17 protein-coding genes are annotated in these 17,183 nt (G+C 73.6%); 7 read left to right on the forward strand and 10 right to left on the reverse strand.

Annotated features, from left to right (window positions below):
* Positions 1-25 precede the first annotated feature (25 nt).
* Genes C1708_RS25355 through amaP form a run of 4 tightly spaced genes read left to right on the forward strand, consistent with a single transcriptional unit; the run spans position 26 to position 1,792 of the window.
* Positions 26-211, forward strand: coding sequence for a hypothetical protein (locus C1708_RS25355; RefSeq protein ID WP_106414848.1), 186 nt, complete (start codon positions 26-28; stop codon positions 209-211).
* The gene (locus tag C1708_RS25360) at positions 208-588 is read left to right on the forward strand and encodes an Asp23/Gls24 family envelope stress response protein (protein WP_106414849.1); all 381 of its coding nucleotides are present in this window, start codon (positions 208-210) and stop codon (positions 586-588) included. The genes C1708_RS25355 and C1708_RS25360 overlap by 4 nt, the downstream gene beginning before the upstream one ends.
* A complete protein-coding gene (locus tag C1708_RS25365) occupies positions 585-1,217 on the forward strand; it encodes a DUF6286 domain-containing protein (RefSeq protein WP_106414850.1) in 633 nt (210 codons plus the stop codon). Before C1708_RS25360 ends, C1708_RS25365 begins: the two co-directional genes overlap by 4 nt.
* Entirely contained in the window at positions 1,214-1,792 is a 579-nt protein-coding gene (gene amaP / locus C1708_RS25370) for an alkaline shock response membrane anchor protein AmaP (protein WP_106414851.1), read from the forward strand. The genes C1708_RS25365 and amaP overlap by 4 nt, the downstream gene beginning before the upstream one ends.
* Before the next feature lie 239 nt (positions 1,793-2,031).
* On the opposite strand, the gene C1708_RS25375 is transcribed toward amaP, so the two are convergent.
* The 8 genes from C1708_RS25375 to C1708_RS25410 form a co-directional block, all read right to left on the reverse strand.
* Positions 2,032-2,787 (reverse strand): SDR family oxidoreductase, encoded by a 756-nt coding sequence (locus C1708_RS25375; RefSeq protein ID WP_106414852.1) that lies wholly within the window; start codon positions 2,785-2,787, stop codon positions 2,032-2,034.
* 4 nt (positions 2,788-2,791) lie between these two features.
* Positions 2,792-4,573, reverse strand: coding sequence for a glycoside hydrolase family 15 protein (locus C1708_RS25380; protein ID WP_106414853.1), 1,782 nt, complete (start codon positions 4,571-4,573; stop codon positions 2,792-2,794).
* 311 nt (positions 4,574-4,884) lie between these two features.
* Entirely contained in the window at positions 4,885-5,697 is an 813-nt protein-coding gene (locus C1708_RS25385) for an SURF1 family cytochrome oxidase biogenesis protein (RefSeq protein ID WP_106414854.1), read from the reverse strand.
* Positions 5,698-5,776: 79 nt separating this feature from the next.
* Positions 5,777-6,760 (reverse strand): DEDDh family exonuclease, encoded by a 984-nt coding sequence (locus tag C1708_RS25390; protein WP_106414855.1) that lies wholly within the window; start codon positions 6,758-6,760, stop codon positions 5,777-5,779.
* Positions 6,761-6,858: 98 nt separating this feature from the next.
* Positions 6,859-7,866, reverse strand: a complete 1,008-nt coding sequence (locus C1708_RS25395) for a CopD family protein (protein WP_106414856.1) — start codon at positions 7,864-7,866, stop codon at positions 6,859-6,861.
* 389 nt (positions 7,867-8,255) lie between these two features.
* Positions 8,256-9,620 (reverse strand): CoA transferase, encoded by a 1,365-nt coding sequence (locus C1708_RS25400; protein ID WP_106414857.1) that lies wholly within the window; start codon positions 9,618-9,620, stop codon positions 8,256-8,258.
* Between the two features lie 102 nt (positions 9,621-9,722).
* Positions 9,723-11,249 carry a S8 family peptidase gene (locus C1708_RS25405; protein WP_106414858.1) on the reverse strand — a complete coding sequence of 509 codons (1,527 nt, stop codon included), beginning with the start codon at positions 11,247-11,249 and terminating at the stop codon, positions 9,723-9,725.
* Positions 11,250-11,310: 61 nt separating this feature from the next.
* Positions 11,311-12,840 (reverse strand): S8 family serine peptidase, encoded by a 1,530-nt coding sequence (locus C1708_RS25410; protein ID WP_106414859.1) that lies wholly within the window; start codon positions 12,838-12,840, stop codon positions 11,311-11,313.
* A gap of 279 nt (positions 12,841-13,119) precedes the next feature.
* Between C1708_RS25410 and C1708_RS25415 the strand changes: the two genes are divergently transcribed.
* From C1708_RS25415 to moaA, 3 genes are all read left to right on the forward strand, one after another.
* Positions 13,120-13,476 (forward strand): DUF485 domain-containing protein, encoded by a 357-nt coding sequence (locus tag C1708_RS25415; protein WP_106414860.1) that lies wholly within the window; start codon positions 13,120-13,122, stop codon positions 13,474-13,476.
* The gene (locus C1708_RS25420; protein WP_106414861.1) at positions 13,473-15,101 is read left to right on the forward strand and encodes a monocarboxylic acid transporter; all 1,629 of its coding nucleotides are present in this window, start codon (positions 13,473-13,475) and stop codon (positions 15,099-15,101) included. Before C1708_RS25415 ends, C1708_RS25420 begins: the two co-directional genes overlap by 4 nt.
* Before the next feature lie 160 nt (positions 15,102-15,261).
* A complete protein-coding gene (gene moaA, locus C1708_RS25425) occupies positions 15,262-16,251 on the forward strand; it encodes a GTP 3',8-cyclase MoaA (RefSeq protein ID WP_106414862.1) in 990 nt (329 codons plus the stop codon).
* A gap of 27 nt (positions 16,252-16,278) precedes the next feature.
* Here the strand turns inward: moaA and C1708_RS25430 are convergent, their stop codons facing one another.
* Together C1708_RS25430 and C1708_RS25435 are read right to left on the reverse strand one after the other, a co-directional pair.
* Positions 16,279-16,506 carry a hypothetical protein gene (locus C1708_RS25430; RefSeq protein ID WP_106414863.1) on the reverse strand — a complete coding sequence of 76 codons (228 nt, stop codon included), beginning with the start codon at positions 16,504-16,506 and terminating at the stop codon, positions 16,279-16,281.
* 241 nt (positions 16,507-16,747) lie between these two features.
* A complete protein-coding gene (locus C1708_RS25435) occupies positions 16,748-17,143 on the reverse strand; it encodes a DUF3099 domain-containing protein (RefSeq protein ID WP_106414864.1) in 396 nt (131 codons plus the stop codon).
* Positions 17,144-17,183: the final 40 nt, after the last annotated feature.

A 17,183-nucleotide genomic window follows, 5' to 3' on the forward strand; every position in this document is an offset into this window, starting at 1 on the left:
GACGGGCTGAGCGGAGGAGCGAGGCATGAGGATGGCCGTCGTCGGCATGATCGCCGGCATGGCGTTGGGCTTCGCCGGATACTTCGGCGGATTCGGGGCCTTCCTGCTGGTGGCGGCCCTGGGCGCGGTGGGTTTCGTGGTCGGCCGGCTGCTCGAGGGCGACCTGGAGCTCGGCGACTTCTTCCGTCCCCGTGACGAACGGCGGCGGTGACGGGGGTGGGCGCGGGGGCCGTGGAGCTCACCGGAGACCCGCGAACCGTCCCTCCGGGCGAACGCGGGCAGACCACGATCGCCGACCGGGTGGTCGCGAAGATCGCCTCCCAGGCGGCGCGTGAGGCCGTCGGCGCGCTGCCGCCGGACGCCGGGCCGCCGCACGCGAGCGTCGTCGTCCGGCACGGCAGCGCCCGCGTGCGGGTGCACGTCGAGCTCGACTACCCCGGCGACATCGGCGGCCGCTGCGCGCGGGTGCGGCGGCGGATCGTCGACCGGGTGCGCGATCTCGCGGGCCTGGCCGTGCCGGAGGTCGTCGTGCAGGTGGAGCGGCTCCACCTGGCCGCCCGGCCCGACACGGTCGGGAGGACGCCATGAGCGGGTCCCTGGGCACGACGGCCGGCCCGGCGCCGCCGCCCACGGAGAGCGGCGTCGTCACCGGCGGTGCGAGCGGCGGGCGCCGGCGCTTCTGGTCCGCCCGCCGCGTCCCGGCGGCTCTGCTGGCACTGGCGGTCCTGGTGATCGCGGGCGTGTTCCTGTACGACATCGCCGCGGTACGGGCCGGCCGGCCCGGGATGAGCTGGCGCCGCGACCTCGCCCGGCAACTGGCGGAGCGTCCGCTGGACGACGTGTGGGTGCTGACCGGCGCGGCCGTCGCCGCCGCGCTCGGCCTGTGGCTGCTGGTGCTGGCCCTCACGCCGGGACTGCGCTCGCTGCTGACGATGCGCCGGGTCCGTCCCGACGTTCGCGCGGGCCTCGACCGGGACGCCGCCGCGACGGTGCTGCGGGACCGGGCGATGGAGGTGGCCGGCGTGCAGTCGGTCCGGGTCGCCGTGCGGCGGAGGAGGACGAACGTGCGGGCGGTGTCGCACTTCCGTGACCTGGACGACGTACGGGACGACCTGACCGCGGTGCTGGACGGGGCGCTCCGGGGGCTGGGCCTGGCCCGGCCGTCCACGCTGTCGCTGCACGTGCGGCGGCCCGGCCGGAAGGGGCGGCAGCCGTGAACAAGACCGTCAACCGTGTGCTGCTCGCGCTGGCGGGACTGGTGCTGTGCGCGCTCGGCGGGCCGGTGCTGGCGATCGGTCTCGGCACGCCCGCGCCCTCCTGGTGGCTGCACGACGGCCGGCACGACGTGCTGCTCGACGACTCCGAGCGGACCCGGTGGCGGGACGAGGGCTGGTGGTGGCCGGTGGTGATCGCCGCGCTCGCCGTGGTGGTCCTGCTCTGCCTGTGGTGGCTGGTCTCGGTGCTCCGCCGGCGACGGATGTCCGAGGTCTTCGTCGACTCCGGCGACGGGGAGGGGGCGGCGCTGCGGGGGCGTGCCCTGGAGCACGCGCTCGCCGAGGAGGCGAACCGCCAGGACGGCGTGGCCCGTGCCCGCGTCCGCCTCACCGGCCGCCGCGGCACGCCACGGGCCCGCGTCGTCCTGCTCCTGGAGCCCCACGTGGACCCCGGCACGGCCCTCGACACCCTCACCACCGGCCCCCTCACCCACGCCCGCGAGGCCACGGGTCTGCCCGCCCTCCCGGCGGAGGTGCGGCTCCGGGCGGTGAAACACCGCCCGGAGCGGGTCACCTGACGCCGGGGCCGCCCCGGCACGCGTCACCGGACCCACCGCGCACCGTGCGAGCGGGCGATCGAGCCGGAGGGGGTGAACGCCCTTCCTGGTCCGCCCTTGCCGGGCCGGGGCCGCTGCCCCCGGTTCCGGGCGGCGGGGGCCACCGCCCCGTGCCGCGCCGGACGGCTGCCGCCCGTCCCGGTGCGGCACGGCGGAGCCCGTAGCGGGCCAGGGCCGCCGGAGACCTGGTGCGTCCGGGTTCAGAACCCGTGCCGTGACCCGCCGTCCACCGGGAGCATCACACCGGTGATGTACGACGCCGCCGGCGAGAGGAGGAACGCCGCCGTGCGGCCGAACTCCTCCGGGGTGCCGTAGCGGCGGAGCGGGATGCGGGACTCGGAGGCCTGGCGGGTGGCCTCCGGGTCGGCGGACAGGCAGTCCAGCTCGCGTACCCGGTCGGTGTCGATGCGCCCGGGCAGCAGGCCCACGACGCGGATGCCGCGCGGGCCCAGCTCGTCGGCGAGGGACTTGGCGAAGCCGGCCAGGCCCGGGCGCAGCCCGTTGGAGATGGTCAGCCCGGGGATCGGCTCGTGCACCGAGCCGGACAGCACGAAGCCGACGACACCCCCCTCGCCCAGCTCCGCGGCGGCCGCGCGGGCGAGCCGCACCGCGCCGAGGAACACCGACTCGAACGCCGCCTGCCACTGCTCGTCGGTGGTGTCGGCGACGAACCCCGGCGGCGGCCCGCCCACGCTGACGAGGACGCCGTCGAAGCGGCCGAACCGCTCCCGCGCGGTGGCGATCAGCCGCTCGGCGGCCACGGGGTCGGCGTTGTCCACGGCCATGCCGGCCGCGTCCGGCCCCAGCGAGGACACGGCCTCGGCGACCGCGTCCTCCTTCCGCCCCGTGACGACCACCTTCGCGCCCTCGGCGACGAGCGCCCGCGCGGAGGCGTGGCCCAGTCCGCGGGTGGCCCCGGTGACGACGTACACCTGGTCCTTCAGTCCAAGATCCATGGCCCTATCCTGCCCCCTCGTCGCCGAACAGGGCGAGGGCGCTGTTCACCAGGCCGATGTGGCTGAACGCCTGCGGGAAGTTGCCCAGCAGCTGCCCGTTCACCGTGTCGTACTCCTCCGCCAGCAGCCCCACGTCGTTGGCCAGCCCCAGCAGCCGTTCGAACAGCGCGCGGGCCTCCTCGGTCCTGCCGGTCATGTGCAGGGCGTCCACGAGCCAGAACGCGCACGCCAGGAACGCGCCCTCCTGCCCGGGCAGCCCGTCCACGCCGGTGGCGTCCGGGGTGTAGCGGCGCACGAGACCGTCCTGGCCCAGCTCGGCCCGGATCGCGTCGATGGTGCCGAGCACGCGCGGGTCGTCCGGGGGCAGGAAACCGGCCCGGGGGATCAGCAGCAGCGCCGCGTCCAGCTCGCGCGATCCGTAGGACTGGGTGAACGTGTTGCGCACCGGGTCGTAGCCCTTCTCGCACACCTCCCGGTGCACCTCGTCACGCAGCGCGCGCCACCCGTCCAGGTCGCCCTCCAGCTCCGGGTGATCCTCCATCGCGCGCACCGCGCGGTCCGCGGCCACCCACACCATCACCTTGGAGTGCACGAAATGGCGCCGGCCGCCGCGCACCTCCCACAGTCCTTCGTCGGGCTGCCGCCAGGCCGTGCGCAGGAAGTCCAGCATCACCGACTGCAGCGCCCACACGTCCGGCCTCCCGGGCAGCCCCGAACGCCGGGCCAGCGCCAGCGAGTCCACCACCTCGCCGTACACGTCGAGCTGGAGCTGGTTCACGGCGTCGTTGCCGATCCGTACGGGGGTGGCGCCGTTGAAGCCGGACAGCCACGGCAGTTCGAACTCCGGCAGCCGCCGCTCGCCCGCCAGCCCGTACATGATCTGCAGGTCCGACGGTTCCCCGGCGACCGCGCGCAGCAGCCAGTCGCGCCAGGCCTCGGCCTCCTCCTGGTAGCCGGCGGAGAGCAGCGCGCTCAGGGTGAGCGTGGAGTCGCGCAGCCAGCAGAAGCGGTAGTCCCAGTTCCGTACGCCGCCCGGATCCTCCGGCAGGGAGGTGGTGGCGGCCGCGACGATGCCGCCGGTGGGACGGTAGGTGAGCGCCTTCAGCGTGATCAGGGACCGCACCACCATGTCCCGGTGCGGCCCCCGGTAGCGGCACCGGGACGCCCAGGCCTGCCAGTCCTTCAGGCTGTGCCGCAGCGAGGCGTACGGGTCGACCAGCGCGGGCCGTGGCTCGTGCGAGGGGTGCCAGGTGAGCACGAAGGCGACCCGCTCGCCCTCCCTCACCGTGAACTCCGAGTGGGTGCCCAGGCCTTCGCCCCAGGTGCGCACCTCCGGCTCGCTGCGCAGCCACGCCGAGTCGGGCCCGGCCACCGCGACCCGGTGCCCGTCGTCCTTGCGCACCCAGGGCACGACCGAGCCGTAGTCGAACCGCAGCCGCAGGATGCTGCGCACGGTCACCTCACCGCTGAGCCCCTGCACGATCCGCACCACGTCCGGCGCCTGGTGGCGCTGCGGCATCAGGTCGGTGACCTGCACCGCGCCGTCGGGTGTCTCCCACACGGTGTTCAGGACCAGCGAATCGTCCCGGTAGGCGCGGCGCGCGCACCGCTCCTGGCCCCGTGGGGCGATGCGCCAGTACCCGTTGTCCTCGTCGCCGAGCAGCCGTGCGAAGCAGGCCGCCGAGTCGAAGCGGGGCAGGCAGAGCCAGTCGATCGAGCCGTCGGTGCCCACCAGGGCAGCGGTCTGCTCGTCGCCGATGAGCGCGTAGTCCTCGATGCGGTGCACGAGGTGCGGGTTCCCGGCCGCCGGGTGCGGCAATCAGCGGAGCGGCTCGGACCGCTTGTGGCCGGTGCGGTCCTGGCCGGTTCTGTTCGCCGCCGGGCCTCCACGGCCTGGGCCGGCTCGGCGATGCCGCGGGAGGCGTGCGTCTTGGCGGGGCCGCGGGAGACGCCCGTCGCAGCGGCGGTCTCGGGCTCCCTCGGCCCGAGCCGGCGGCGCAGCACCAGTGCCTCCCGCCGCAGAACCCGGCGAACGGGGAGAGCGGAGAGGACCAGGGGAGAGGAGAGAACGAGAGGAGGAGAGAACGGGGAGTGCGGTCAGACGGCCGCGGACTCGGTGCGGGCGGCGCCGGACGGCCCGGCGTCCGTCTCCCCGCCCGCCTTCGCCGCCCGCTCGCGGGCCTCGCGGCGGGCCAGCACGACCCAGCCGACCGGGACGGCGGCGGCGAACAGCCACCACTGGACCGCGTACGCGTAGTTCAGCGCCGCGTTCTCCTTGCCGGGGTCGCCGAGCTGCTGGGGGAGGCCGCCCCGGGGCTCGGGCGCGGTCTGCGCCACGTAGCCGCCGAGCACCTCGGCGTCCAGCCGCTCCGCCTCCCGTTCGCTGTCGATCAGCATGATCTGCCGGTCCGGCAGGCCCTCGAGCTCCTTGATGCCGCTCGCCTCGGTCGTCTCGTCCGGCATCAGCCGGCCGGTGATCGTGGTCTCGCCGCGCGGCGGCGCGGGCACCTTCGGGAACTCGGTCTGGCTGGGGCCGTCGGCGGGGATCCAGCCGCGGTTGACCAGCAGCACCGCGCCGTCGTCCAGGACGAACGGGGTCAGGACGTGGAAGCCGATCTCCTCGTCGGCGTTGGTGCGGCGGCGCACCACGACCTCGGAGTCCGTGTCGAAGCGGCCCGTGGCGGTCACCGTGCGGTAGCGCTCGGCGCGGGTCACCGCGCGGCCCGGGGCCGCCAGCTCCTCCACCGGCACCGGGTCGGCGGCCAGCGCGTCGGTCACCAGCTGGTTACGGGCGGCCCGCTCCTCGTAGCGGTTCATCTGCCATACGCCCAGCACGATCATCGTGGGGACGAGAAGCAGGGCGGCCAGTGTGAGGGTCACCCATTGCCGGGACAGCAGGAAGCGGTACACCCCACGACCGTACAACCCGGGCGCGGGGTGCGTTGAGCCGGGTATGTGCCTCGGCGCCCGCCCGCGCCGGGGAGGGCGGTCAGGTCTCCGAGGCCGGCTCGACGTCGGCGAGGAGCTGGCCGAAGGCGGCCTCGTCGACCACCGGGGTGCCGTACTGGCGGGCCTTGACCGTCTTCGACGTGCCCGAGTCGGGGTCGTTGGTGACCAGGAGGCTGGTGAGCCGGGACAGGCTCGACGCCACATGCAGCCCGGCCTCGGTCGCCCGGTCCTCCAGCAGGTCCCGTTCGACGGAGGTGTCTCCGGAGAACGCCACCCGCATGCCCTGCTTCAGACGCTTGCCCGGTTCGTACCGGCCCGGGTTGGGATAGGGGCATGCGGGCCTCTTGCGGGAGGGACGCCAACTGGCGGGCTGCCGTCCGCCGTAGCCCGCCTGCTGTCCGGTGCGGGGACGGTCCGACCACTCGGTGAGCGGCCGGCACTCGTGCAGCGGCAGCCGTACGCCGCCCGCCGCCGCGGCCCACAGGCTGGGCCGGAACGCCTCCGCCAGAACGCGCGCGTCGTCGAGGGCGTGGTGCGCCCGCCGCTGCACCACGCCGAAGTGCGCGGCCAGGGACTCCAGCTTGTGGTTGGGCAGCGGCAGCCTCAGCTCCTTGGACAGGGCGATGGTGCACAGCCGCTGTCTCACCGGGGCCTCGCTGCGCGCGCGGGCGTACTCGCGGGCGATCATCTGCCAGTCGAACACCGCGTTGTGCGCCACCAGCACGCGGCCCTCCAGACGCGCCGCGAACTCCGCCGCGACGTCCTGGAAGAGGGGCGCCCCTTCGAGCATCTCGCTCGTCAGCCCGTGTATCCACACCGGGCCCGGGTCGCGCTCCGGGTTGACCACCGTGTACCAGTGGTCCTCGACCTCGCCGCGCGCGTCCAGCCGGTAGACGGCCGCGGAGATGATGCGGTCGTCCCGGGCCAGCCCCGTCGTCTCCACGTCGACGACCGCGTATCCCCGCGGGTACGCGGCCGGCCACGCGGTGGGGGAGGAGGCTGCGGCGGTGAGGTCTTCGAGCATGGTTCATGAGGATACGGGCCGCTACTGACAGGCCTGTCCGACAGGCGCCCCGCGCGGCGCGTCCGTCGCGGCGCGCGTGTGACGCCCGGGCGCGGCGGTCACCAGCGGATGGGCACCGGCAGCGCGGTCAGCAGTCCCGACACCGCGACCACCAGGGCGAGCACGTACACCTCGGTCCGCGCGGGTGAACTCGCGGTCAGCGGGTCGGCCGCGCGGGCCAGCCGCACGCGCGCCCACAGGGCGAGCGCGGCGACACCGGCCATGAGGATCAGCTTGGCGAGCAGTACCCGCCCGTACGCGGTGTCCGTCAGCTGCTCCAGGACGGTCCCGGGCGGCATCCGGCGCAGCGAGCTGCACACCCCCGTCGCGGTGAGGGCGACGAGCAGGACGAGCGCCACGCGCGCGTAACGGCCCAGCAGCGCCACGCCCGCCTCCGTACGCTCCCACAGCCGCAACGTGCGCAGCACGTACGGCAGGCCGCCCACCCACAGGGAGGCGCACGTCAGGTGCACCAGCGTCAGGGCGGAGCCGATGAGCGGGCTGTACTCCGTCGTCGGGTGGGCGCGCAGCGCCTCCGCGACGATCACCGCGGCCAGCGGCAGCGCCTGGGCGGCGCGGCGGCGGGAGGCGGAGCACAGGGCCGCCGCGAGGAAGCCGTTGACCTCCAGCAGGGCGAGCTTGCCGTCCCGGGTCTCGTAGAGGCCGCCCACGTCGATGTCGGCGGGACCGCTGGGGACGAGGTTGCCGGTCGCCACCACGGAGGCGAGTCCGAGGGCGGCCACGAAGCCGACGCTGTTGGCGGCGGTGGACCAGCTGCGGGGCAGGGCGGGAGGCGCGCCGGGCGTCGCACGCGCCAGCCGGACGGCGAACAGCTCGCCCACGGGGACGGCCAGCGCGGCGAACAGCACCGTGCGCAGCAGGGCTATGCCGCCGGTGCCGGGAGCGTCCGCCTCCCCGGTGCCGTGCAGTGCGGGCGACGGACCGAGCAGGGGTATCAGCGCGCCGAGCGTCACCAGGACGAGCACGGCCGCGGCCCGCCCGGCCCCGGGCCGCCGCGGACCACTGTGCGCACCGGTCGTCCGGGACCTGGATTTCGTCAGAGTCACCTCAGGATCTTCACAAGATCACACAGAGCGGGGCAAGCGCGGGGCGGTATGCGGACTTCGTCCGCCCGTTCCAGCGTGGGTGGACCGCTGGTGAGCGCCGGTCACGCGTCCTGCGCGCCCGGCGCTCATCCACAGCAGGCCTGCTTTCCGCCCTCCGGCGTGCGGGTGACCGTCCGCCGTCCGAAGTCACCCGTGGCCGAACCCCCGTCAGCACCTGTCCGCGTGCGTCCGCGGGGTCCTGGGCCTGTGCTGCCGGCGACCCCGATCCGCACCCGTCGTCCCGGCGCCCGGCCGCGCGCCGGACGACGGGCGGAGCCCTTCACACGAGGCTCGGCGTTCACCGCCGATGCGCGGGGCGTGCTCCCGGGGCGCCGCTGCCGCGCCCGCGCTCACCGCCACCGCGCCGCATCCGCCCCCCACACCCCCGGCGCCCGCCCCCAGTCGCGCGGTCCGCCCGCGAACGCGACCGGCGGCAAGGCGTACCGCAACCGCCCCAGCGGGCTGTCCCGCTCCGTCAGCCACGGCGTGGCGGAGAACTCGCCCTCACCCGCCTCGGCCCCGGAACCGGACGCCCCCGCCAGGAGTTCGCCCGCCGTGCGGGCCAGAGCCGCCCGCACCAGCCTGCTGCCGCCCTCCTCCGCCTGCTCCGACAGGGACCGCAGCACGCCCGCCGCCAGCAGGTACCCCGTGCCATGGTCCAGCGCCTGCGCGGGCAGCGCGCCCGGGCGGTCCCTCCCGCCCTCGACGTGGGCGATGCCCGTGGCCGCCTGGACCAGGCTGTCGAAGCCGCGCCGGCCCGCCCACGGCCCCGTGGCGCCCCACGCCGACAACTGGGCCACGACCACCCCCGGCCGCCGCTCGGCCAGGGCCTCCGCGCTCGCTCCGAAGCGGTCCAGGGCGCCCGGCCGGTACCCCGTGACCACCACGTCCGCCCGTGCCAGCAGCTCCTCGAAGACCTCCCGGCCGCAGGCCAGATCCACCCGCGCCGACCGCTTCCCGAAGCCGGTGTCGGCGTGCTGGTCGGGCAGTTCGGGCAGCCCCGGCGGGTCCAGCCGCAGGACGTCCGCGCCGAGCAGGGCGAGCGTGCGGGTGGCGACCGGACCGGCGATGACCCGGGTGAGGTCCAGCACCCGCAGTCCGGCGGCGGGCAGCAGGGGGTCCCCACCGGCCGCCGCGAACTCCCGCGCGGGCGCGGAGTCCAGCCGTACCCGCTCCACCAGGGGCAGCCGCGCGACCGCCGACGCCTGTGCGTGCGCCGCCCACTCCCCGGGCGTGCGCAGGGCGACGGCCAGTCCGCCGGCCGCGGTGGCCGTCTCCTCGACCTCCCGCGCGGACCTCCGCGCGAGCGCCGCGGCCACCGCGTCAGGGTCCTTGGGCACGCCGAGCGCGGCGAGCAACCGCGACCGGTGGTGCGGATAGTTGGCGTGCGTGCGCGCCCACCCGTCCGCCGTGCGCCAGAAGCGCGACAGCGGGGCGAAGTTCTCCGGAGCCCGCCCGTCGATCCGCAGGTGACGCTCGCTCACGAACGCGGTGGCGACCGCCCGGTCGTCCACCCGCACCGCCGGGACCTCGCCGCCCGCGCGCCGTGCCGCGAGCTCGGCGGCGGCCAGCGCGCACACGCCGACGCACGCCCCCGCGAACTCCCGCACCGGCAGCCGTGAGGGCAGGACACCCGGCCGGCCGACGGCGGACACCCGCGAGAGGAGAGCGGGATCCCCGCCCAGGCCGGACCAGAAGGACACGAGACGGTTCATGCTCTCACTGTGCAGCACCGCCAGGCCGGGAAGGGCGCCTGCCCGGATGACGGAAAGGGGCCGGGCGCACCCGCCCGGCCCCTCCCCGCACCCTGGCGGCGACTACCGCGTCACCGCGTCCAGCGCGTCGGCCATGCCCCAGCCGTAGAAGCCGTTGCGGTTCTTCGGGCCCTCGCACACCGCGTCGGCCTTGCCGTCGTTGTCGATGTCGTACGGCTTGGTGCAGGCGGTGGCGTCGGCCTGCGCGTACAGCAGGGCCTTCACCAGCGCCGGCGGCGCGTACGGGTGCTTCGACTTGATCAGCGCGGCGACGCCCGCCACGTGCGGGGACGCCATCGACGTACCGGCCATGTAACCCCAGCGGCCGCCGGGCAGCGGGCCGAGGATCAGGCCGCTGGTGGCGGGCGGCTCGGGGGTCTGCAGGGCCGTCGAGTCACCGCCGGGCGCGGCGATGTCGATGACGCCCCGGCCGTAGTTGGAGAACGACGACTTCAGACCCTTCGCGCCGGTCGACGCGACCGTCACCACGCCCGGCAGCTGCGTGGGGATGTCCAGGCACTCCGACGGGTCGATCACCCGGTCCGACGGGGTGCCGTCGTTCGGCGAGGACGGGTCGGTGATCTCGTCGGCCGCGAGGTCGTAGTTCTCGTTGCCCGCCGCGGCGACGTTGACCGCGCCCTTGCGCTCCGCGTACCGCGTGGCCCGGCCGACGGCCTCGACGAGCGCCTTCTGGTCCGGGTCGTTCGTGCAGTTGAAGTACCAGGGGTCGGTGTAATAGCTGTTGTTGGTGACGTCGACCCCGTGCTCGGCGGCCCACATGAAGCCGCAGACGACGGCTTCGGCGTAGAAGTAGCCGTCCGGGTTGGACACCTTGATGCCGGAGACCTTCACCCCGGGGGCGACACCGGTCATGCCGACGCCGTTCTTGGCGGCGGCGATCTCACCGGCCACGTGCGTGCCGTGCGGGCTCTCGGCCGCGCCCGGACGCCAGGCGCCCTCGCTGGTGTCGGGCTTGCCCGCCACGCAGTTCACCGACGCGGCCCGGTCGAAGTTGGGCGCGATGTCGGGGTGGGTGTCGTCGACGCCCGTGTCGATGACGGCGACGGTGACCTTCGGGCTGCCCAGCGACTTCTCGTGCGCCTTGTCCGCCTTGATGGCGGGCAGGTCCCACTGGAGGTTCTGCAGCGGATCCTGGTCCGCGGCGGCCTGCTCCGTCGCCTCGGCGACCTCGGCGGCGCTGAGCACCTTCGGGGAGCCCGTGTCCGTGGTGGCCGCCGACGGCAGCGGCGCGTTGCGGGTGGCGCCGGCCGACTGCACCCCCGGCACCGTGCGGATCGTCTTCGCGAAGTCGGCGTTCGAGGAGTGGACGACGATCACGCCGATCTTCTCGTACGACGTCACGATCGTCCCGCCGGCCTCGGCGATCGCCTTCTTCACGTGCGCCGGAGCGCCGTGCCCGCCCCGCACGTTGACCACGTAGCTCAGCGAGGCGGTGTCCGCGGAGGCGGCCCCCTGGTGGGCGGGGGCGGCCGTGGCCGCCGTGTTCGGCAGGAACGCGAGCGCGGTCGCCAGGGCCATGCCGGCCGGGACGACCAGCGCCCGGCGGTGACGCGGGTGGGACGCTGTCATGAAGTCTCCAGTTCGTTCACTTCGAGGTGCGGACGGTGGGGCGGGTGTGCGGGTCCGTGGCTCACTTGACGGCGCGCAGCGCGTCGACGATGCCGTGGCCGTAGAAGCCGTTGGCCGGCCGGCCGCCCTCACACGTCGCGTCCTGCGTTCCGTCACCGTCCTGGTCGTACGACGCGGGGCAGCCCGGGTTGTTCGCCTGCGCCTTGAGGAGGGCCTGCAGCGCCGCCGGGGGCGCCCACGGGTGCTTGGACTTCAGCAGCGCCGCGACGCCGGCCGCGTGCGGCGAGGCCATCGAGGTGCCCTGCAGCCAGGCGTACTCGCCGTTCGGCATGGTGGACAGGATGCGGCCGTTCTTCGACGGGGTGTCCGGCAGCTGGTAGCGGCCGTCCCCGCCCGGCGCGGCCACGTCGACGACGCCCTTGCCGTACGAGGAGTAGTACGACTTGAGGTTCTCGGAGCCGGTCGCGCTGACCGTGACGACGCCCGGGAGCTGCGTGGGCAGGTCCAGGCACTCGCTCGGGTCGATGGTGCGCGGCACCGGCGTGGTGTCGTTGGGGCTGGACGTGTCGTCGATCGCGTCCGAGGCCAGGTCGTGGTTGGAGTTGCCGGCCGAGGCGAGGTGCAGGGTGCCCTTGCGCTGGGCGTACAGCTGGGCCCGGTTGACCGCGTCGACGATCGCCCGCTGGTCCGGGTCGTCCATGCAGTTGTACATCCACGGGTCGACGTAGTAGCTGTTGTTCGTGATCTCCACGCCGTGGTCGGCGGCGAACACGAACGCGCAGACGACGGCCTCCGCGTAGAACAGCCCGTTGTCGGGGGCGGTGACGTTGATCGACGAGACCTTCACGCCGGGCGCGACGCCGGCGACGCCGATGCCGTTGCGGGCGGCGGCGATCTCACCGGCCACGTGGGTGCCATGGTAGTCGCCCGCGGTGTACGGCCGCCAGGCGCCCGGGGAGGTGTCCGGGGCGCCGCCGAAGCAGTTGGCGGACTGGGACGCCGAGAAGTTCGGGGCGATGTCCGGGTGGGTGTCGTCGACGCCGGTGTCGATGACGGCGACCGTGACGTTCCTGCTGCCCGGGTTGATCTTCGCCGCCTTGTCGGCGCCGATGGCGCGCAGGTCCCACTGGTCGGCCTCGAGCGGCTCGCTGCCCGGGGTCTTCGCGGAGGCGGCCCTCAGCTGCGCGGCGTCGGCGGCCGTGAGGTACTCGGCGGAGCCGGCGTCCGTGGTCCCGGCCGGGGCCAGCGGCGCGGTGCGGGTGGCGCCGGCCGACTGCACGCCCGGCACCTCGCGGAGGGCCTGCGCGAAGCCGGCGTCCGAGGAGCGCGCGACGATCACGCCGATCTTCTCGTACGCGATGACGACCTCGCCGTCCGCCGCGGCGATCGCCCGCTTCACCGCGGCGACCGTGCGGTGGTCCGCCCTGGTGTTGACGACGTACGCCAGGGCGGGCGCGTCCGCCGCCTGCTCCGCCGACACCGTCGCCGGGGCGGCCGAGGCCGCCGCGGGCAGGAAGCCGAGCGAGGCGGTCAGCGACAGCACGACGGGAACGGCGAGGGCGAGCCGGCGCCTGGAACGCAGATGAGCCATGGGGTCTCCACATCATCCGGAAACGAAACCGGCCCGAGACAGGTGTGGCTGCCCGGGCAGGTACATGACGGGTGGTGCAGGGTGAAGCTATCCCGCCCGTCGCTGGCCAGCAATGATTTGCGTGCAACGTCTTCGGAAAACGTTCACGGAAAACGTCCACGGAAAAGAACCGTGCCGAGTTGAACCGGTCCTCGCGTGGCGCCGTGCCCTTGGACAGGGAGCGCGAGGACACTCGCCTTTCGCCGACACAAGAACCGACCCGCAACGCGAGGAGACTCCGTGGCCGCCGAAGCACCGCCCCCCTCGACAGAGCAATCCAAACTCCCCACGCCGGAGGAGTTCACCGAGGTTCAGGAGAGCGCTGAGTTCGGTGAACTACGCCGCTCCCACCGTTCGTTCGCCTTCCCGCTGACCATCGCCTTCATCGCCTGGTACCTGCTGTACGTGCTGCTCTCCAACTACGCGGGCGGCTTCATGGGAGCCAAGCTGGTCGGCCACATCAACGTCGCCTTCGTCTTCGGCGTGCTGCAGTTCGTCAGCACCTTCCTCATCGCCTGGTGGTACTCCAGGCACGCCGCCACCAAGCTCGACCCCAAGGCCGAGGCCATCAAGACCCGTATGGAGGGCGGCGCATGAGCCCCGCGATCACCCATGTCACCCTCGCCGCGAACGAGGCCAGCGAACACCGCCCCCTGATCATCACCCTGTTCGCGCTGTTCGTGGTCGCCACCCTCGGCATCACCGTCTGGGCCGGCCGGCAGACCAAGGACGCCGCCGACTTCTACGCGGGCGGACGGCAGTTCAGCGCCTTCCAGAACGGACTCGCCGTCTCCGGCGACTACATGTCCGCCGCGTCCTTCCTCGGCATCGCCGGCGCCATCGCCCTCTTCGGCTACGACGGTTTCCTCTACTCCATCGGCTTCCTGGTCGCCTGGCTCGTCGCCCTGCTGCTCGTCGCGGAGCCGCTGCGCAACTCCGGCCGCTACACGATGGGCGACGTCCTCGCCTACCGCATGCGCCAGCGCCCGGTCCGCACCGCGGCCGGCACCTCCACGATCGTCGTCTCGATCTTCTACCTGCTGGCCCAGATGGCCGGCGCGGGCGTCCTGGTGTCGCTGCTGCTCGGCATCACCTCCGACGCCGGCAAGATCCTCATCGTCGCCCTCGTCGGCGTCCTGATGATCGTGTACGTCTCCATCGGCGGCATGAAGGGCACCACCTGGGTCCAGATGGTCAAGGCCGTGCTGCTCATCGGCGGCACGCTCCTCATCACCTTCCTGGTGCTGCTGAAGTTCAACTTCAACATCTCCGACCTGCTGGGCAAGGCCGCCGAGAACAGCGGCAAGGGCGACGCCTTCCTGGAGCCCGGCCTCCAGTACGGCGCCGACAACCTGACCAAGCTGGACTTCCTCTCCCTGGGCATCGCCCTGGTGCTCGGCACCGCCGGCCTGCCGCACATCCTGATCCGCTTCTACACGGTGCCGAACGCCAAGGCCGCCCGTAAGTCCGTGAACTGGGCCATCGGCATCATCGGCGGCTTCTACCTGATGACCATCGCGCTGGGCTTCGGCGCGGCGGCGCTCATCTCGCAGGACGAGATCATCGAGTCCAACCCGTCCGGCAACACGGCGGCCCCGCTGCTCGCCCTGCACATCGGCGGCGTCGACTCGGCCTGGGGCGCGATCCTGCTCGCCACCATCTCGGCGGTGGCGTTCGCGACCATCCTCGCCGTGGTCGCCGGACTCACCCTGGCCTCGTCCTCCTCCTTCGCGCACGACATCTACGCCAACGTCATCCGCAAGGGGAAGGCCACCGAGAAGGAGGAGATGAGGGCGGCCCGCTGGTCGACCGTCCTCATCGGTGTCGTCTCCATCGCGCTCGGCGCCCTCGCCCGCGACCTGAACGTCGCCGGCCTGGTCGCCCTGGCCTTCGCGGTCGCCGCGTCCGCCAACCTGCCGACCATCCTCTACAGCCTGTTCTGGAAGCGGTTCACCACCCAGGGCGCGCTGTGGTCGATCTACGGCGGTCTGATCGTCGCCGTCGGCCTGGTGCTGTTCTCGCCGGTCGTCTCCGGCGACCCGAAGGCGATGTTCCCGGACGTCGACTTCGCGTGGTTCCCGCTGAAGAACCCGGGCATCATCTCCATCCCGTTCGGCTTCCTGATGGGCTGGCTGGGCACCGTCCTGTCCAAGGAGGAGCCCGACGCCAAGAAGTACGCGGAGCTGGAGGTCCGGTCGCTCACCGGCACCGGCGCCCACTGACGGAACACCGCGCGCGACGGCCGCGTCGCGGGGACCCTCACAGGCCCCGCGACGCGGCCGTCGGCCTGTCGGCGCCTCCCGTCGCTGGGTGATGTCGGCGGCGTCACGTACGCTCGCAGATACCGGACATGAGTGATCGGCGTCGAGGGAGGGGCCCCACGTGCTCATCGACACCTACGGCCGGGTGGCCACCGACCTGCGGGTCTCGCTGACCGACCGGTGCAACCTGCGCTGCACGTACTGCATGCCCGAGGAAGGGCTGCAGTGGCTCGCCAAGCCCGATCTGCTCACCGACGACGAGATCGTCCGGCTCATCGGCATCGCGGTCACCTCCCTGGGCGTCGAGGAGGTGCGCTTCACCGGCGGCGAGCCCCTGCTCCGCCCCGGCCTGACCGGCATCGTCGAGCGGGTCGCCGCCCTCGCCCCCCGCCCGCGGATGTCCCTCACCACCAACGGCATCGGGCTGCGCCGCACCGCCGGCGCGCTCAAGGCGGCCGGCCTGGACCGGGTCAACGTCTCCCTCGACACGCTCCGGCCCGACGTCTTCAAGGCCCTCACCCGCCGCGACCGCCACCGGGACGTCCTGGACGGCCTGTACGCGGCCCGTGAGGCCGGTCTGACGCCCGTGAAGGTGAACGCGGTCCTGATGCCGGGGCTCAACGACGACGAGGCCCCCGACCTGCTCGCCTGGGCCGTGGAGCACGGCTACGAGCTGCGCTTCATCGAGCAGATGCCGCTGGACGCCCAGCACGGCTGGAAGCGCGACGGCATGATCACCGCCGGGGACGTCCTCGCCTCCCTGCGCACCCGCTTCGACCTCACCCCCGAGGGCGACGAGGCGCGCGGCTCCGCCCCGGCGGAGCGCTGGCTGGTCGACGGCGGCCCGCACCGGGTGGGCGTCATCGCCTCCGTCACCCGGCCCTTCTGCGCCGCCTGCGACCGCACCCGTCTCACCGCCGACGGGCAGGTCCGCACCTGCCTGTTCGCCACCGAGGAGACCGACCTGCGCGCGGCCCTGCGCTCGGGTGCCGGCGACGAGGAGATCGCCCGCCTCTGGAAGCTCGCCATGTGGGGCAAGAAGGCGGGCGCGGGCCTGGACGACCCGTCCTTCGTCCAGCCGGACCGTCCGATGTCCGCCATCGGCGGCTGAGCGGCCGCCGGACGCCCCGCTGCCGGGTCAGGCCCCCTCCGGGGCCTCCCACTCCTCGAACCGCACGACGTCCTTCAGGAAGCCGCGCACCCCGAGGAACTGCGCCAGGTGCTCCCGGTGCTCCTCGCAGGCCAGCCACGTCTTGCGCCGCTCCGGCGTGTGGACCTTCGGGTTGTTCCAGGCCAGCACCCATACGGCGGGGGCGCGGCAGCCCTTGGCGGAGCAGACGGGCGTTTCGGGGTCAGGGGTGATCACCGTCCGACCCTAACCCGTTCGCCGCAGAGGAATCCGCCCGGGAAAAGGCGACGCCGAGCAGCCACGGGGGGAGCTGCCCGGCGTCGGTCCGTCGCTCCGACGGGGGATGCGGAGCGCGTACGAAGTATGTCACGGGTCCCCCCGCCCCCGGCACCGGAAGAACATGATTGATCTGAGGTTTCTTTGAGCTTGGCCGGGAAGTGACTTCCGCTCGCCGTGGCCCGCGCTCACACGCCGCCGCTCAGGAGCGTCCCGGATCCTCGGATCGTGCGCCCGGCGCCGTCGGCGACGGCACTTCTTCCGCATCGGGTTCCGCCGGGCCGTCGTTCGTCCGCGGCGGTGCGATCATCTGCCTCATCGGCGTCGTGACGAAGGTCGACGGCAGGGACGGCGTGTTCTCCCGCCCCGCGTTGGCGATCACCACCGCGACGTACGGCAGGACCACCCCGAGCACCAGCGCCACGATCGCGACATGCCGCTCCACGTTCCACAGGGTGGCCGCCAGGATGACCGAGATCGTGCGAACGGTCATCGAGATCACGTACCGGCGCTGCCGCCCCCGCACGTCCTCCTGCAGACCCGCCCGGGCGCCCGTGATCCGGAACACCTGAGCGTCGTCGCCACGCTGCTTCCGCATCACATTCCACCATCCGCCCGTATCGGACCCCTGTGCGTAC

The sequence above is a fragment of the Streptomyces sp. DH-12 genome, assembly GCF_002899455.1.
Taxonomy (GTDB): domain Bacteria; phylum Actinomycetota; class Actinomycetes; order Streptomycetales; family Streptomycetaceae; genus Streptomyces.

Coding starts and splice junctions, on each gene's coding strand:
- C1708_RS25355 (WP_106414848.1), top strand. CDS start 26: ATGAGGATGGCCGTCGTCGGCATGATCGCCGGCATGGCGTTGGGCTTC.
- C1708_RS25365 (WP_106414850.1), top strand. CDS start 585: ATGAGCGGGTCCCTGGGCACGACGGCCGGCCCGGCGCCGCCGCCCACG.
- C1708_RS25375 (WP_106414852.1), bottom strand. CDS start 2,787: ATGGATCTTGGACTGAAGGACCAGGTGTACGTCGTCACCGGGGCCACC.
- C1708_RS25390 (WP_106414855.1), bottom strand. CDS start 6,760: ATGCTCGAAGACCTCACCGCCGCAGCCTCCTCCCCCACCGCGTGGCCG.
- C1708_RS25400 (WP_106414857.1), bottom strand. CDS start 9,620: ATGAACCGTCTCGTGTCCTTCTGGTCCGGCCTGGGCGGGGATCCCGCT.
- C1708_RS25405 (WP_106414858.1), bottom strand. CDS start 11,249: ATGACAGCGTCCCACCCGCGTCACCGCCGGGCGCTGGTCGTCCCGGCC.
- C1708_RS25410 (WP_106414859.1), bottom strand. CDS start 12,840: ATGGCTCATCTGCGTTCCAGGCGCCGGCTCGCCCTCGCCGTTCCCGTC.
- C1708_RS25420 (WP_106414861.1), top strand. CDS start 13,473: ATGAGCCCCGCGATCACCCATGTCACCCTCGCCGCGAACGAGGCCAGC.
- C1708_RS25435 (WP_106414864.1), bottom strand. CDS start 17,143: ATGCGGAAGCAGCGTGGCGACGACGCTCAGGTGTTCCGGATCACGGGC.